Source organism: Enterobacter sp. WI-ESBL-E8 (assembly GCF_053364895.1).
On record NZ_JBRWXJ010000001.1, the window covers coordinates 2,780,974 to 2,796,453 of the forward strand.

14 protein-coding genes and 1 other annotated feature are annotated in these 15,480 nt (G+C 56.5%); of the genes, 9 read left to right on the forward strand and 5 right to left on the reverse strand.

The window, feature by feature from the left end; genetic code table 11:
• Nucleotides 1-151 precede the first annotated feature (151 nt).
• Nucleotides 152-2,749, reverse strand: coding sequence for a type I DNA topoisomerase (gene topA / locus ACWHWP_RS13265; protein WP_063429647.1), 2,598 nt, complete (start codon nt 2,747-2,749; stop codon nt 152-154).
• Between the two features lie 399 nt (nt 2,750-3,148).
• Here topA and ACWHWP_RS13270 point away from each other — a divergent pair, with 399 nt between their 5' ends.
• Nucleotides 3,149-3,400, forward strand: coding sequence for a YciN family protein (locus tag ACWHWP_RS13270; protein WP_059309864.1), 252 nt, complete (start codon nt 3,149-3,151; stop codon nt 3,398-3,400).
• Nucleotides 3,401-3,434: 34 nt separating this feature from the next.
• Here the strand turns inward: ACWHWP_RS13270 and sohB are convergent, their stop codons facing one another.
• On the reverse strand, nt 3,435-4,481 hold the full coding sequence (gene sohB, locus ACWHWP_RS13275; protein WP_447855788.1) for a protease SohB: 1,047 nt from the start codon (nt 4,479-4,481) through the stop codon (nt 3,435-3,437).
• Between the two features lie 251 nt (nt 4,482-4,732).
• Here sohB and ACWHWP_RS13280 point away from each other — a divergent pair, with 251 nt between their 5' ends.
• Together ACWHWP_RS13280 and cobO are read left to right on the forward strand one after the other, a co-directional pair.
• Nucleotides 4,733-5,494 (forward strand): YciK family oxidoreductase, encoded by a 762-nt coding sequence (locus ACWHWP_RS13280; protein ID WP_063429643.1) that lies wholly within the window; start codon nt 4,733-4,735, stop codon nt 5,492-5,494.
• The gene (cobO, locus tag ACWHWP_RS13285; RefSeq protein WP_059309861.1) at nt 5,491-6,081 is read left to right on the forward strand and encodes a cob(I)yrinic acid a,c-diamide adenosyltransferase; all 591 of its coding nucleotides are present in this window, start codon (nt 5,491-5,493) and stop codon (nt 6,079-6,081) included. The genes ACWHWP_RS13280 and cobO overlap by 4 nt, the downstream gene beginning before the upstream one ends.
• Before the next feature lie 33 nt (nt 6,082-6,114).
• On the opposite strand, the gene rluB is transcribed toward cobO, so the two are convergent.
• The 3 genes from rluB to rnm form a co-directional block, all read right to left on the reverse strand.
• Nucleotides 6,115-6,990 carry a 23S rRNA pseudouridine(2605) synthase RluB gene (gene rluB, locus ACWHWP_RS13290; protein ID WP_008502809.1) on the reverse strand — a complete coding sequence of 292 codons (876 nt, stop codon included), beginning with the start codon at nt 6,988-6,990 and terminating at the stop codon, nt 6,115-6,117.
• Between the two features lie 96 nt (nt 6,991-7,086).
• Complete coding sequence (locus ACWHWP_RS13295) at nt 7,087-7,707, reverse strand: L-threonylcarbamoyladenylate synthase (RefSeq protein WP_003856793.1); 621 nt, start codon at nt 7,705-7,707, stop codon at nt 7,087-7,089.
• The gene (gene rnm / locus ACWHWP_RS13300) at nt 7,704-8,597 is read right to left on the reverse strand and encodes an RNase RNM (protein WP_447855790.1); all 894 of its coding nucleotides are present in this window, start codon (nt 8,595-8,597) and stop codon (nt 7,704-7,706) included. The genes ACWHWP_RS13295 and rnm overlap by 4 nt, the downstream gene beginning before the upstream one ends.
• A 127-nt stretch (nt 8,598-8,724) precedes the next feature.
• On the opposite strand from rnm, the gene trpL reads away from it, so the two are divergent.
• The 6 genes from trpL (at nt 8,725) to trpA (ending at nt 15,396) form a co-directional block, all read left to right on the forward strand.
• Nucleotides 8,725-8,769 (forward strand): trp operon leader peptide, encoded by a 45-nt coding sequence (gene trpL / locus ACWHWP_RS13305; protein WP_106993556.1) that lies wholly within the window; start codon nt 8,725-8,727, stop codon nt 8,767-8,769.
• Nucleotides 8,746-8,840 (forward strand) — a sequence feature (Trp leader region). It overlaps the preceding gene by 24 nt.
• Before the next feature lie 23 nt (nt 8,841-8,863).
• Nucleotides 8,864-10,426, forward strand: coding sequence for an anthranilate synthase component 1 (locus tag ACWHWP_RS13310; RefSeq protein ID WP_447855791.1), 1,563 nt, complete (start codon nt 8,864-8,866; stop codon nt 10,424-10,426).
• Entirely contained in the window at nt 10,426-12,021 is a 1,596-nt protein-coding gene (trpD, locus tag ACWHWP_RS13315) for a bifunctional anthranilate synthase glutamate amidotransferase component TrpG/anthranilate phosphoribosyltransferase TrpD (protein WP_047348257.1), read from the forward strand. Before ACWHWP_RS13310 ends, trpD begins: the two co-directional genes overlap by 1 nt.
• Nucleotides 12,022-12,024: 3 nt before the next feature.
• Nucleotides 12,025-13,383 carry a bifunctional indole-3-glycerol-phosphate synthase TrpC/phosphoribosylanthranilate isomerase TrpF gene (trpCF, locus tag ACWHWP_RS13320; protein ID WP_063956632.1) on the forward strand — a complete coding sequence of 453 codons (1,359 nt, stop codon included), beginning with the start codon at nt 12,025-12,027 and terminating at the stop codon, nt 13,381-13,383.
• 10 nt (nt 13,384-13,393) lie between these two features.
• Nucleotides 13,394-14,587, forward strand: coding sequence for a tryptophan synthase subunit beta (gene trpB / locus ACWHWP_RS13325; protein WP_047348255.1), 1,194 nt, complete (start codon nt 13,394-13,396; stop codon nt 14,585-14,587).
• Nucleotides 14,587-15,396: a tryptophan synthase subunit alpha gene (trpA, locus tag ACWHWP_RS13330; RefSeq protein ID WP_059309857.1), complete on the forward strand. Its 810-nt coding sequence runs from the start codon at nt 14,587-14,589 to the stop codon at nt 15,394-15,396. The genes trpB and trpA overlap by 1 nt, the downstream gene beginning before the upstream one ends.
• The last annotated feature ends 84 nt before the right edge of the window (nt 15,397-15,480 follow it).

Sequence of the window (15,480 nt, forward strand, 5' to 3'; positions counted from 1 at the left end):
TTAAGACGATTTAATAATAAAAAACAGGTTAACTATAACCACTATATCATTTATAGCCTGACTGTATAGTACGGAACAAAAAATAATAACAAGGCAATAAAAAAGGGCCGGAAGTCCGGCCCTTTTACAGGTAAGTTACGGTAAGGGAAGATTATTTCTTGCCTTCAACCCATTTGCCATCGACAAAGAAGGCTGACCATCCGGTCGCTTTACCCTCTTTTTCCGCCGCAACATACTGCTGCTTGGTTTTACGGCTAAAGCGCACCACGGTTTTGTTGCCTTCCGGATCCTGCTGCGGCGCATCGGCCAGGTAACGCAGTTTCTCAGGCAGACGATCGCGGAAACGATGCAGCTCTTCGACCAGCGGCGCGCGCGTTTCACGCGATTTCGGGAAGGTGTTGGCGGCCAGGAAGACACCCGCAGCGCCGTCACGCAGCACGAAGTACGCGTCGGATTTCTCACACGGCAACTCAGGCAGCGGAACCGGATCTTCCTTCGGCGGCGCCACTTCACCGTTACGCAGAATTTTACGCGTGTTTTTACACTCGTCGTTGGTGCACGCCATGTACTTACCGAAACGCCCCATTTTCAGGTGCATTTCAGAACCACACTTCTCGCACTCCACAATCGGGCCGTCATAGCCTTTAATGCGGAACTCACCCTCTTCGATCTCATATCCATCACACGTTGGGTTATTACCGCACACGTGCAGTTTACGTTTTGGATCGATCAGGTAGCTGTCCATTGCCGTGCCGCATTTTTTGCAGCGGCGTTTGGCACGCAGAGCGTTCGTTTCCGCATCGTCACCTTCCAGCACGTTGAGAACTTCATTCTCAGGCACCAGGTTGATGGTGGTTTTGCAGCGCTCTTTTGGCGACAGCGCGTAGCCGGAGCATCCGAGGAAAACGCCCGTCGTGGCAGTACGGATCCCCATCTTACGGCCACAGGTTGGGCAGTCGATGCTGGTCAGTACCATCTGGTTAGGCAGCATGCCGCCCTCTTCAGGATCTTTCTCCGCTTTTTCAAGCTGGTCGGTAAAGTCGCTGAAGAAGCTATCGAGCACCTTTTTCCATTCCGCCTGATGGCTGGCGACCTGGTCGAGGCTGTCTTCCATTTGCGCGGTGAAATCGTAGTTCATCAACTCGCGGAAGTTGGCTTCCAGACGGTCAGTGACGATCTCACCCATTTTTTCCGCGTAGAAACGACGGTTTTCAACACGTACGTAGCCACGGTCCTGAATCGTCGAGATGATGGATGCGTAGGTTGACGGACGACCGATACCGCGTTTCTCCAGCTCTTTCACCAAAGAGGCTTCGCTGAAGCGCGCAGGCGGCTTGGTGAAATGCTGAGCCGGGATCAATTCAACCAGAGACAGTTCGTCACCTTTGTTAACCGCCGGCAGCGTTCTGTCTTCATCACCTTTACGCAGCGCTGGCATGACTTTCGTCCAGCCGTCGAAACGCAGGATACGACCGCGCGCCTTGAGGCGGAAATCACCCGCACCGACGGTCAGCGTGGTGGAGTCGTACTGCGCTGGCGTCATCTGACACGCAACGAACTGGCGCCAGATCAGCTGATACAGCTTCTGGGCGTCGGCTTCCATGTCTTTCAGCGATTCGGCTAACACAGAGACATCGGAAGGACGAATCGCTTCGTGCGCTTCCTGAGAGTTCTCTTTGCTGGCGAACTGGTTAGCAGTTTCCGGCAGGTATTTCTTACCGAAATTGTCACCAATGTAACCGCGCACCATGTTCACCGCGTCCTGGCTCAGGTTGGTTGAGTCGGTACGCATATAGGTGATGTAACCCGCTTCATACAGGCGCTGGGCCATCATCATGGTTTTCTTCACGCCATAGCCCAGACGCGTGCTTGCAGCCTGCTGCAGCGTCGAGGTAATAAACGGCGCACCAGGCTTACTGCTGGTCGGTTTGTCTTCTCGTTCCAGCACCTGATAGCGCGCTTTTTCCAGCAGCGCTACGGCGGCCATGGTCTGGTCGCGGTTTTCTGGACGGAAAGGCTTGTCGTTCTGGTGGCTTACCTGCAGCGGCAGAGCGTCACCGCCCGGCGTGGTCACATTGGCATCGACTTCCCAGAACTCTTCCGGCACGAAGGCTTTAATTTCGCGTTCACGCTCAACGACCAGACGCACTGCGACCGATTGCACACGACCTGCGGACAGCCCACGGGCAATCTTTTTCCACAGCAGTGGAGAAACCATGTAACCCACTACACGGTCCATAAAGCGACGTGCCTGCTGTGCGTTTACACGGTCGATATTCAGCTCGCCCGGCTTTTCAAAAGCCTGACGAATCGCATTCTTCGTAATTTCGTTAAACACTACACGGCTGTAGCGTTTGTCATCACCACCGATCACTTCCCGCAGGTGCCACGCAATGGCTTCCCCTTCGCGGTCAAGGTCGGTTGCGAGATAGATGTGGTCTGCTTTTTCAGCAAGCTGCTTCAGCTCGTTAACGACTTTTTCTTTCCCGGGCAGCACTTCATATTGTGCATCCCAGTTGTGCCATGGGTTAACACCCATGCGGTTGACAAGCGCGCTACGTTCATCCTTTTTAGGCTTTTTAGCCCCTTTGGTGGAGGTAGAGTCTGCGCTCTTTTTGCTGGCTGAGCCACTGGTCGGCAAATCGCGGATATGACCGACGCTGGACTTAACCACGTAGTCATTACCCAGATACTTATTGATCGTTTTGGCTTTTGCCGGGGACTCAACGATGACGAGAGCTTTACCCATATTCACCTTTACCTAATTTAATTCTTCCAGGAATACGCCGCACGTTGATTTCCCTTCCGCTGACGACGAGCCAATGATATTGCGACTGCGTCAGGAGATATCAACCCCTTTGACTTACTGAGCGTCAAACAAAAAACGCCCAGGTGATTGAGTTTTCGGGTATTTTTCTCACATCTCGTGTAATTCGTGACGAATTCCAGGTTGAATGTCAAGCAATTCTGTTGCCAGAATGACGAAAGCGCACACTCTACCTGATAAAATTCGTTACGCAACTTTATTAGCATGCAAAAGCAAATCCTGCCAGCCAGGTCCCGGTACCTTATCCCCTCACATTACAGGGAAAATTTGCCCCCAAAGCGCCCTCGGCGTAGACTATTGTCACTGTTTAAGGAGTGGATTATGCAGAATACGACCCAACCTATTGACCGAGCCTCTCTGCTTATCGAAGCAAACAAGCTTATCCGTGACCATGAAGATACGCTGGCGGGCATTGAAGCCACCGGCGTAGAGCAGCGTAATGGGGTGCTGATTTTCAGCGGCGAATACTTCCTTGACGAACAGGGGTTACCAACCCCGAAAAGCACCGCCGTGTTTAACATGTTTAAATACCTGGCGCATACGCTTTCAGAGAAATATCACCTGATCGATTAATGCAAAACGCGAGGCATATGCCTCGCGTTTTTGTTTACAGCAGCGGTTTTTGTCCGCGCTGCAGCCAGCGGAGCAGCAGGCGGTCCGCACTCTCTGCCGCACTGTTGGTAAAGCGATCCAGCAGTCGCTTACGCTGGGTAAAGCGCACACCAACCAGCTCCCGGCCTTCCATCAGGTTGAGCAGCAGGTCGTCGCTGGTCCCGACTTCATCCACCAGCCCCTTCTCCTGCGCCTGGATCCCGTACCAGTGCTCACCCGTCGCCACCTGTTCGATATCAAGCGCTGGGCGCATCCGGTGCACAAAGTCTTTAAAGAGGTGATGCGTTTCGTTGAGATCTTCACGGAATTTTTGACGCCCTTCTTCCGTATTTTCCCCCAGCAGCGTCAGGGTGCGTTTGTACTGACCCGCCGTGTGAAGTTCGATATCAATCTCTTTATTTTTCAGGAAGCGGTTAAAGTTCGGAATTTGGGCGACCACGCCGATTGAACCAATAATGGAGAACGGCGCGGCAACAATTTTGTCCGCCACGCAGGCCATCATATAGCCCCCGCTCGCCGCCACTTTATCCACGGCAACGGTCAACGGGATCTGTTTTTCACGCAGGCGCTGCAGCTGCGAGGCTGCCAGCCCATAGCCATGAACTACACCGCCCGGGCTTTCAAGACGCACAACAACCTGATCCTGCGGGGTCACCACGGCCAGAACGGCGGTGACCTCTTCCCGCAAAGAGGAAACTTCATGTGCATCCATACTGCCCTTAAAATCGAGCACGTAAACGCGTGGCGCGGCCTTATCCTGCGGCACGTTGAGCTTCGCTTTTGCCTTTGCCGCTTTGGCATCCTGTTTATGCTTTTTCTTCTGTGCCTTCAGCCACAGTTTCTGTTGATGACTATCAAGCAGCGCGAGAGACATCTCTTCTTGCATCTCTTTATACTGCTCGCTCAGGCGGGTGATGCGTAACTCCCCACGCTGACGCTTACGCTGCGTCAGGTTGACAATCAGAACGGCAATCACCGCAATGGCAATCACCACCGTTGCGATTTTGGCCAAAAACAACCCATATTGAGAAAGTAATTCCACGCGTTCCACCTTGATTTAACCACGAATCTTTCACGGCAGTGTACAACAGCCCTGCCCATGCGTCTCGCTCGTGACATTACCTCTGCGAGCCGCCTTCAGGAATCCCCGGCATGTAGTTTAAATATTTGCAAATTGTTAATTTTACAGTAATGCGTCCTGTAGACTGATTGAATTCTCATGCTAATTCGGGCATAAAGCCGAAAAGTCATTATGAAGGTGCCACTGAATCACCGGGCACCTGAGGAGCCACCGTGCATTATCAACCGCAAAAAAATCTGCTGCAGAACCGGATCATTCTTGTCACCGGTGCCAGCGATGGGATTGGCCGCGAGGCAGCCCTGACCTACGCCGAGTACGGCGCGAACGTTATTCTGATAGGGCGCAACGAAGAAAAACTGAAAAGCGTCGCTCAGGAGATTGAGGCCGCATACGGCACTCCGGTTCCGTGGTATACGCTCGATTTACTTACCTGTACGCCCGCGGAGTGTCAGGAATTAGCCCGACGCATCAGCACCCACTATCCACGGCTCGACGGCGTGCTGCATAACGCCGGTCTGCTTGGCGAGGTGCGGCCAATGGATGAACAGGATCCGGATATCTGGCAGCAGGTGATGCAGGTTAACGTCAACGGCACGTTTTTCCTCACCCAGGCATTGCTTCCTTTATTACTCAAATCCGAGTCAGGCTCCCTGGTCTTTACCTCCTCCAGCGTAGGCCGCGAAGGGCGCGCAAACTGGGGTGCTTATGCCGTATCAAAATTCGCCACCGAAGGCATGATGCAGGTGCTGGCGGAGGAGTATCAGAGCCGTCATCTTCGCGTGAACTGCATTAACCCGGGCGGTACGCGCACCAAAATGCGCGCCAGCGCGTTCCCGAGCGAAGATCCGCAGAAGCTGAAAACCCCGGCCGATATTATGCCGCTCTATCTTTGGCTGATGGGCGACGACAGCCGCCGCAAGACCGGGATGACCTTTGACGCCCAGCCGGGCCGTAAACCGGGAATTTCGCAATGAGTGAAGAACGTCATCAGCAGCGCCAGCAGCGTCTGAAAGAACAGGTCGACGCACGCGTCGCGGCAGCGCAGGACGAGCGTGGGATCGTCATCGTGTTTACCGGCAACGGCAAAGGGAAAACCACTGCCGCGTTTGGTACTGCCACCCGCGCGGTCGGCCATGGGCAGAAAGTCGGCGTTATCCAGTTTATCAAAGGCGAATGGCCCAACGGCGAACGAAATTTACTTGAGCCTCACGGCGTAGAGTTTCAGGTGATGGCGACCGGGTTTACGTGGGACACGCAGAACCGGGAAACCGATACCGCAGCCTGTCTCGCCGTCTGGGAGCACGCCAAAAGAATGCTGACTGACCCCACGCTGAATATGGTTCTGCTGGATGAGATAACGTACATGGTCGCCTACGACTATCTGCCGCTGGAGGCCGTGCTGACAGCCCTGAAAAACCGCCCAGCGCATCAGACGGTTATCGTCACGGGGCGCGGGTGTCATCGGGATATTCTGGAGCTGGCAGATACCGTCAGCGAACTGCGTCCGGTGAAACACGCCTTCGATGCGGGCATCAAAGCGCAAATCGGGATTGATTATTAAAAAAAAGCCCGGTCACTGACCGGGCTTTCGTTTTTAACCGTTGTTGTTACGGCTGCCGGAGCGGCGGTTGCTGCTCACCTGGCTATGGCGCTTCACCGCACGGCGAATCTGATTCGCCTTCATGCGACGACGATCTTTCTCTACCGCCACTTTAGAGGTGGTTTCTGGCGTCAGGCCAACCAGCTCGCGCAGGTAGTTGGTTTGCGTCAGATCCAATTCGGTATAGCCACCACGCGGCAGACCTTTTGGCAGCAGAATGTCGCCGTAGCGGACGCGAATCAGACGGCTAACCTGGACGCCCACCGCTTCCCAAAGACGACGCACCTCGCGGTTACGGCCCTCGGTCAGCGTCACGTTGTACCACTGGTTAATGCCTTCCCCACCGGTAAATTTGATGGTTTTGAACGCCGCAGGACCGTCTTCCAGCTGAACGCCGCGCGACAGATCGCGCAGTTTATTTTCATCAACCTGGCCAAATACACGCACGGCGTATTCGCGTTCCACTTCACGGCTCGGGTGCATCAGACGGTTCGCCAGTTCACCATCGGTGGTAAACAGCAGCAGACCGCAGGTGTTCACGTCCAGACGACCGACGGCAATCCAGCGAGCGCCACGCAGTTTAGGCAGACGGTCAAACACCGTCGGGCGACCTTCCGGGTCGTTGCGGGTGCACAGCTCGCCTTCCGGCTTGTAGTAAGCCAGCACGCGGCAGATCTGCTCAGCGGATTCTTTTACGGAGATAAGATGACCGTCGATGCGGATCTTCAGCCCCGGTACGATTTCTACGCGGTCGCCCAGCGTGGCGATTTTACCGTCCACACTCACGCGGCCCGCTTCAATAATGGCTTCGATTTCACGGCGTGAACCGTGGCCGGCGCGCGCCAGCACTTTCTGTAACTTCTCGCTCATTGAGCTTCCTCAGGTGTCGCCTTCACAGGCGTCGAATCAGGTCAAAACAGGGCCGCGCCCTGCTTTGATGGCCGCGTAGTATATCTGCTTATACCTTTACAAGAAAGGCTTTACGTCGCCCACGCCTTCACGAATCACTTCCGGGGCATCTTCGGTTAAGTCGACGACGGTGGTCGGCTGCTGGCCGAGATAACCGCCGTGAATAATCAGCTCGACCACTTTCTCGAGGCGATCTTTGATCTCTTCCGGATCGGACTCGGTAAACTCACTTCCCGGCAGCATCAGCGAGGTAGAGAGCATCGGTTCACCGAGGGTTTCCAGCAGCGCCTGCGCAATCGGGTTCGACGGCACGCGCATGCCGATGGTTTTACGTTTTTCCTGCAACAGACGACGCGGTACTTCCTTTGTCCCTTTCAGGATGAAGGTGTAATTACCCGGCGTGTTGTTCTTAATCAGGCGAAACGCCACGTTATCGACATAGGCGTAGGTCGACAGCTCAGAAAGGTCGCGGCACATCAGGGTAAAGTTATGGCCGTCCGGCAGCTGGCGAATACGGCAAATGCGCTCCATTGCCCCTTTATCTTCAATTTTGCAGCCCAGCGCGTAGCCTGAATCGGTCGGGTAGACGATCACGCCGCCTTTGCGGACGATCTCCACGGCCTGGTTAATCAGGCGCGGCTGCGGGTTATCCGGATGGATATAGAAAAACTGACTCATACTTCCCTCTCTTCAATTTGCTGCGGCTGTTCCCAGAGCTGCCAGACAGGTTCAACGCCAGCGGGCAACCAGAGCTTGCGCCCCAGTTCGATCCAGGCGCAGGTCTGATGAAAATCAGACCCTTGTGACCCAAGCAGGCCAAACTGGCGGGCATAGGTCGCGAGCTGCGCACGCTCGTTGGGCGCCTGCTGACACTGGGCGACTTCCATCGCCTCACCGCCGCATTCGGCAAAGTGTGCCAGCAGTCTTTTCAGCCATTTAGCAGAAAGATTATACCGTCCCGGATGGGCCAGCACGGCCTTACCGCCAGAATGATGAATCACATCAATAGCTTGTTTTATTGTACACCACTGTGGCGGAACGTATCCGGTTTTCCCCCGTGCCAGATACTTTTTAAAGACATCCGCCATGGTCGTTGCTTTGCCTGCCTCAACCAGAAAACGGGCGAAATGGCCGCGAGTCACCGCCCCGCCGTTCGCCATCTTCTGCGCGCCTTCCAGCGCGCCCGGAATATGCGCCTTTTCCAGACGCTCGCCGATCATCTCTGCACGCTGGTTGCGGCGCGTTTTTTGTTCTTGCAAAAACGCGCGAAGTGCCGGATGTTCTATATCGATGTTCAGGCCAACGATATGAATTTCGTGGTTTTCCCAGAGCGTGGATATCTCGACGCCGGAGACCAGGTTCAGCGCCAGCCCGCTGCGGGCAATCTCGGCGCGCGCCGCCGGAATGGCATCTGTCGTATCGTGATCGGTTATCGCCAGCGTGCCAACGCGCATTTCAACGGCACGGTGAACCAGTTCTTCGGGTGTCAACAGGCCATCAGAGGCCTGAGTATGGCTGTGTAAATCATAAATAATGGCGTAGGTGGTATCGCTCAAAGCACTTCCCATAACAGGTTGGAGACATCCGAAACCACCATGATACCGACTTAACGCGAAATTCTGAAATCAAGGGTTGACAATACGCCATCGAACTAGTTAACTAGTACGCAAGTTCACACGAGAAAGGTATCTGAAAATGACAGCACATTTCACTCTGCACGGTTGGTGGCGTACTTCCTGATCTTCGGGCAGTGTCACGCGTCTGCGAAATGCAAACAGATACCCAGCCCGCTACCAAGCGGGCTTTTTTTTGAACAGAAAATGAGAACAACATAATGCAAACAGCCAAACCACACCTCGAATTGCTGACCTGCGAGGCGGCCTATCGTCACAACCCTACTGCCCTGTTTCATCAGGTGTGCGGTGCCCGTCCGGCGACCTTGCTGCTGGAATCTGCGGATATCGACAGCAAGGACGATCTCAAGAGTCTGCTGCTGGTTGATAGCGCACTGCGCATTACCGCGTTAGGTGATACCGTCACGATCAAGGCGCTGTCGGACAATGGCGCATCGCTTCTGCCGCTGCTGGATGCCGCTCTGCCTTCAGGTATTGAAAATGAACGCCACCCGGAAATGCGCATTCTGCATTTCCCGGCGGTCAGCCAGCTGCTGGACGAAGACGCGCGGCTCTGCTCTCTTTCCGTTTTCGATGCCTTCCGCCTGCTGCAGAATCTGGTCACCGTGCCGGCAGAGGAACGTGAAGCGATGTTCTTTGGCGGGCTGTTTGCTTACGACCTGGTTGCCGGTTTCGAAGATTTGCCGGAAACGGAACAGGGCAACCGCTGCCCGGATTACTGCTTCTATCTGGCTGAAACCCTGCTGGTGATCGACCATCAGAAAAAGTACACCCGCATTCAGGCTAGCCTGTTCACGCCGTCCAGCGCGGAGAAAGAACGCCTCGAACACCGTATCGCACAACTGGAACAGCAGATGCGCGAAGCGCCACCTGCGCTGCCGGTGCAGCGCGTGGAAAAAATGACATGCGATGTAAACCAGACGGACGATCGGTTCGGTGCCGTGGTTCGCCAGATGCAAAAGGCGATTCGCGCCGGGGAAATTTTCCAGGTGGTGCCTTCCCGTCGCTTCTCACTGCCCTGCCCGTCCCCGCTGGCGGCCTATGAAGTGCTGAAGAAGAGTAACCCAAGCCCGTACATGTTCTTTATGCAGGACAACGAATTCACGCTGTTTGGCGCGTCGCCGGAAAGCTCGCTGAAATATGACGCCACCAGCCGCCAGATTGAGATCTACCCGATTGCCGGAACCCGTCCACGCGGGCGTCGTGCCGACGGCTCCCTGGATCGCGATCTGGACAGCCGCATCGAACTTGAAATGCGTACCGACCACAAAGAGCTCTCCGAGCACCTGATGCTGGTTGACCTTGCGCGTAACGATCTGGCCCGCATTTGCACCCCGGGCAGCCGCTACGTGGCGGACCTGACCAAAGTTGACCGTTATTCGTTCGTGATGCACCTGGTCTCCCGCGTGGTCGGCGAGCTGCGCCACGATCTCGACGCGCTGCACGCCTATCGCGCCTGCATGAACATGGGCACCCTGAGCGGTGCGCCGAAAGTGCGCGCCATGCAGCTGATTGCCGCGGCCGAAGGGCGCCGTCGCGGAAGCTATGGCGGCGCGGTGGGCTACTTCACGGCCCACGGTGACCTCGATACCTGCATCGTGATCCGCTCCGCCTATGTCGAAGACGGTATTGCTACCGTACAGGCGGGAGCCGGGATTGTTCTTGATTCTGTTCCGCAGTCTGAAGCTGACGAAACGCGCAGTAAAGCACGTGCGGTCCTTCGCGCCATTGCAACCGCACACCATGCACAGGAGATTTTCTGATGGCTGATATTCTGCTGCTCGATAATATCGACTCCTTTACCTATAACCTGGCAGATCAGCTGCGTGCGAATGGTCATAACGTCGTTATCTATCGCAACCATGTACCGGCGCAGACCCTGATTGACCGTCTGGCAACCATGCAAAACCCGGTGCTGATGCTCTCCCCGGGGCCTGGCGCACCGAGCGAGGCGGGCTGTATGCCCGAGCTGCTGACCCGCATGCGCGGCAAGCTGCCGATTATCGGCATCTGCCTGGGCCATCAGGCCATCGTTGAAGCCTACGGCGGCTACGTCGGCCAGGCGGGTGAGATCCTGCACGGTAAAGCGTCCAGCATCGAACATGACGGCCAGGCGATGTTTGCCGGGCTGCCGAATCCGCTCCCGGTTGCACGCTACCACTCGCTGGTCGGAAGCAACATTCCCGCCGGACTGACCATTAACGCCTCGTTTGAAGGAATGGTGATGGCGGTACGTCACGACGCTGACCGCGTCTGCGGCATGCAGTTCCACCCGGAATCGATCCTGACCTCCCACGGTGCCCGTCTGCTGGAACAGACCCTGGACTGGGCGTTACAGAAGCTGGAGCAGACCAACACCCTGCAGCCAATTCTGGAAAAACTGTACCAGGCTCAGACCCTGAGCCAGCAGGAGAGCCACCAGCTCTTCTCCGCGGTGGTTCGCGGCGAGCTGAAGCCTGAGCAGCTGGCTGCCGCGCTGGTGAGCATGAAAGTGCGCGGCGAAAGCCCACAGGAGATCGCCGGCGCCGCCACGGCCCTGCTGGAAAATGCCGCGCCGTTCCCGCGCCCGGACTATCAGTTTGCCGATATTGTCGGCACCGGCGGTGACGGCAGTAACAGCATCAATATCTCCACCGCCAGCGCCTTCGTGGCGGCAGCGTGTGGTTTGAAGGTCGCGAAACACGGTAACCGCAGCGTTTCCAGCCGGTCAGGCTCGTCTGATTTGCTCGCCGCATTCGGTATTAATCTCGATATGAACGCCGAGCGTTCCCGTGAAGCGCTGGATGATCTGGGCGTCTGCTTCCTGTTTGCGCCGAAGTATCACACCGGTTTCCGCCACGCGATGCCGGTTCGTCAGCAGCTTAAAACCCGCACGCTGTTTAACGTCCTGGGGCCGCTGATTAACCCGGCTCACCCGCCGCTGGCGCTGATTGGCGTCTATAGCCCGGAGCTGGTCCTGCCGATTGCAGAAACGCTGCGCGTCCTGGGCTACCAGCGTGCTGCCGTGGTGCACAGCGGCGGTATGGATGAAGTGTCGCTGCATGCCCCGACGCTGGTGGCCGAACTGCGCGACGGTGAGATTCTGAGCTACCAGCTGGACGCTGCCGACTTCGGCCTTGCGCCGTATCATCAGGAAGCGCTGGCAGGCGGTACGCCGGAAGAAAACCGTGACATTCTGACGCGCTTATTACAAGGTAAGGGTGAGGTCGCCCATGAGGCCGCCGTTGCTGCCAACGTCGCCATGCTGATGCGTTTGCACGGTGAGGAAGACCTGAAGGCCAACGTTCAAAAAGTTCTGGATGTACTGCGCTCCGGTGCAGCTTACGATCGCGTTACCGCACTTGCGGCAAGAGGGTAAAGAATGCAGACCGTTTTAGCGAAAATCGTTGCCGACAAGGCCATCTGGGTGGAAGCCCGCAAGCAACAGCAGCCGCTTGCCAGTTTCCAGAACGACGTCGTCCCGAGCAGCCGTCGTTTCTATGACGCCCTGCAGGGTGCGCGCACCGCGTTTATTCTTGAGTGCAAAAAAGCGTCCCCGTCTAAAGGCGTTATTCGTGACGATTTCGACCCGGCGCGTATTGCCGGCATTTATAAGCATCATGCGTCAGCTATCTCGGTGCTGACGGACGAAAAATATTTTCAGGGCAGCTTCGATTTTCTGCCGATCGTCAGCGGCATCGCGCCGCAGCCGATCCTGTGCAAAGACTTTATAATTGACCCGTATCAGATCTGGCTGGCGCGTTTCTACCAGGCTGATGCCTGCCTGCTGATGCTTTCGGTGCTTGATGACGAACAGTATCGCCAGCTCGCTGCCGTCGCGCACAGCCTGAATATGGGCGTGCTGACCGAAGTTAGCAACGAAGAGGAGCTGGAACGCGCCATCGAACTTGGGGCCAAAGTGGTCGGGATCAACAACCGCGATCTGCGGGATCTGTCGATTGACCTCAACCGCACGCGCCAGCTGGCGCCGCGCCTGGGCCCGGGCGTAACCGTTATCAGCGAGTCCGGGATTAACAGCTACGCCCATGTGCGCGAGCTGAGCCACTTTGCTAACGGTTTCCTGATTGGCTCCGCCATGATGGAGCATGACGATCTCAATGCTGCCGTGCGACGCGTGCTGCTGGGTGAAAACAAAGTCTGCGGCTTGACCCGCGAACAGGATGCCCAGGCCGCGTATGAAGCAGGTGCCATTTACGGCGGACTGATTTTCGTGGATACCTCCCCTCGGGCGGTGAGCGAAGAGCAGGCGCGTAAGGTGATCGCCGCGGCCCCTCTCAGCTATGTCGGCGTGTTCCGCAATGCGGATATCGCAGATGTCGTGGCAAAAGCCGAGTCGTTATCTCTGAGCGCGGTGCAGCTCCACGGTGGCGAAGATCAGGCGTATATCGATGCCCTGCGAACCGCTCTCGCGCCTCAGGTGCAGATCTGGAAAGCACAAAGCGTCGGCGATACCTTGCCCGCGCGAAACCTGAGCCATGTGGACAAATACGTCCTCGATAACGGCCAGGGCGGCACGGGCCAGCGATTTGACTGGTCGCTGCTGAACGGCGAAAAGCTGGACAACGTCCTGCTGGCGGGTGGATTAAGCCCGGATAACTGTGTTGAAGCCGCCAAAACCGGCTGCGCAGGCCTTGATTTCAATTCAGGCGTAGAGACCCAACCCGGCATAAAAGATGCCAGCAAACTGGCCTCAGTGTTTAAAACTCTGCGTGCATATTAAGGAAGAGAAGATGACGACATTACTTAACCCGTACTTTGGTGAGTTTGGTGGGATGTACGTCCCGCAAATCCTGATGCCCGCGCTGCGCCAGCTGGAAGAAGCCTTTGTCAGCGCGCAGAAAGATCCGGCGTTTCAGGCTGAATTTACCGACCTGCTGAAAAATTACGCAGGCCGCCCAACGGCGCTGACAAAATGCCGTAACCTGACGGAAGGCACGAAAACCACGCTGTATCTGAAGCGTGAAGATCTGCTGCACGGCGGTGCCCATAAAACCAACCAGGTTCTTGGCCAGGCGCTGCTCGCAAAGCGTATGGGCAAAACCGAAATCATCGCTGAAACCGGCGCGGGCCAGCACGGTGTCGCCTCCGCGCTCGCCAGCGCCCTGCTCGGCCTGAAGTGTCGCATCTACATGGGCGCGAAAGACGTTGAGCGTCAGTCGCCAAACGTGTTCCGCATGCGTCTGATGGGCGCCGAAGTGATCCCGGTGCACAGCGGCTCCGCCACGCTGAAGGATGCCTGTAACGAAGCGCTGCGCGACTGGTCTGGCAGCTATGAGACCGCGCACTATATGCTGGGTACCGCTGCGGGTCCGCATCCGTTCCCGACCATCGTGCGCGAATTCCAGCGCATGATCGGTGAAGAAACCAAAGCACAGATCCTCGAAAAAGAGGGTCGCCTGCCGGATGCCGTTATCGCCTGCGTTGGCGGCGGGTCTAACGCCATCGGCATGTTTGCCGATTTCATTGACGACACCAGCGTGGGCCTGATCGGCGTTGAACCCGCCGGCCACGGAATTGAAACGGGCGAACACGGCGCGCCGCTGAAGCATGGCCGCGTGGGGATCTACTTCGGTATGAAAGCGCCAATGATGCAGACCGATGAAGGCCAAATTGAAGAGTCTTACTCTATTTCTGCCGGTCTCGATTTCCCCTCTGTTGGGCCACAGCATGCCTTCCTGAACAGCACCGGTCGTGCGGATTATGTTTCCATTACCGATGACGAAGCCCTGGAAGCATTCAAAACGCTGTGTCGCAGCGAAGGGATCATCCCGGCGCTGGAGTCTTCGCACGCGCTGGCACATGCGCTGAAAATGATTAAAGAAAACCCGGAAAAAGAACAGCTGCTGGTGGTGAACCTTTCCGGTCGCGGTGACAAAGATATCTTCACCGTTCACGATATTCTGAAAGCACGAGGGGAAATCTGATGGAACGCTACGATAACGTATTTGCAGAGCTGAAATCCCGCCAGGAAGGCGCGTTCGTTCCCTTCGTCACTCTGGGCGATCCGGGCCCGGAACAGTCGCTGAAGATTATTGACACCCTGATTGAAGCCGGCGCTGATGCACTCGAGCTGGGCATTCCGTTCTCTGACCCGCTGGCGGATGGCCCAACCATTCAGAACGCGACGCTGCGCGCATTTGCTTCGGGCGTGACGCCAACCCAGTGTTTCGAGATGCTGGCCGCGATCCGCCAGAAGCACCCGACCATTCCTATTGGTCTGCTGATGTACGCTAACCTGGTGTTTAACCGCGGCATCGACGAATTTTATGCCGAGTGCGCGCGGGTGGGCGTTGACTCGGTGCTGGTAGCCGACGTGCCGGTTGAAGAATCTGCGCCGTTCCGCCAGGCGGCGATGCGCCATAACGTCGCCCCGATTTTCATCTGCCCACCTAACGCTGATGACGAGCTGCTGCGCCAGATTGCCTCTTACGGACGCGGGTATACCTACTTGCTCTCCCGCGCGGGCGTGACCGGTGCTGAGAACAAGGCGGCGCTGCCGCTGCATCATCTGGTGGAAAAGCTGGCTGAATACCACGCTGCACCTCCGCTGCAGGGCTTCGGTATTTCATCTCCCGATCAGGTCACCGCGGCGATTGAGGCGAAAGCGGCAGGTGCGATCTCCGGCTCTGCTATCGTCAAAATCATTGAGAAGAACGTGGACAAGCCAGAGCAGATGCTGGCCGAGCTGAAAGCGTTCGTAAGCGGCATGAAAGCCGCGACGCGCAAAGCATAACCCTTCTACCGTCTGGCATTCCAGCCAGACGGTTCCCCTTCCGTGCCCATCGTCACCAAAGGATTAGGTCAAAATTGATCCTGT

Bases quoted from the DNA above. Each gene is read 5' to 3' on its own strand.
- ACWHWP_RS13310 (WP_447855791.1), top strand. From the start codon at position 8,864: ATGCAAACAGCCAAACCACACCTCGAATTGCTGACCTGCGAGGCGGCC.
- trpCF (WP_063956632.1), top strand. From the start codon at position 12,025: ATGCAGACCGTTTTAGCGAAAATCGTTGCCGACAAGGCCATCTGGGTG.
- rnm (WP_447855790.1), bottom strand. From the start codon at position 8,597: ATGGGAAGTGCTTTGAGCGATACCACCTACGCCATTATTTATGATTTA.
- topA (WP_063429647.1), bottom strand. From the start codon at position 2,749: ATGGGTAAAGCTCTCGTCATCGTTGAGTCCCCGGCAAAAGCCAAAACG.
- ACWHWP_RS13295 (WP_003856793.1), bottom strand. From the start codon at position 7,707: ATGAGTCAGTTTTTCTATATCCATCCGGATAACCCGCAGCCGCGCCTG.
- rluB (WP_008502809.1), bottom strand. From the start codon at position 6,990: ATGAGCGAGAAGTTACAGAAAGTGCTGGCGCGCGCCGGCCACGGTTCA.
- trpB (WP_047348255.1), top strand. From the start codon at position 13,394: ATGACGACATTACTTAACCCGTACTTTGGTGAGTTTGGTGGGATGTAC.
- cobO (WP_059309861.1), top strand. From the start codon at position 5,491: ATGAGTGAAGAACGTCATCAGCAGCGCCAGCAGCGTCTGAAAGAACAG.
- trpA (WP_059309857.1), top strand. From the start codon at position 14,587: ATGGAACGCTACGATAACGTATTTGCAGAGCTGAAATCCCGCCAGGAA.
- ACWHWP_RS13270 (WP_059309864.1), top strand. From the start codon at position 3,149: ATGCAGAATACGACCCAACCTATTGACCGAGCCTCTCTGCTTATCGAA.
- trpD (WP_047348257.1), top strand. From the start codon at position 10,426: ATGGCTGATATTCTGCTGCTCGATAATATCGACTCCTTTACCTATAAC.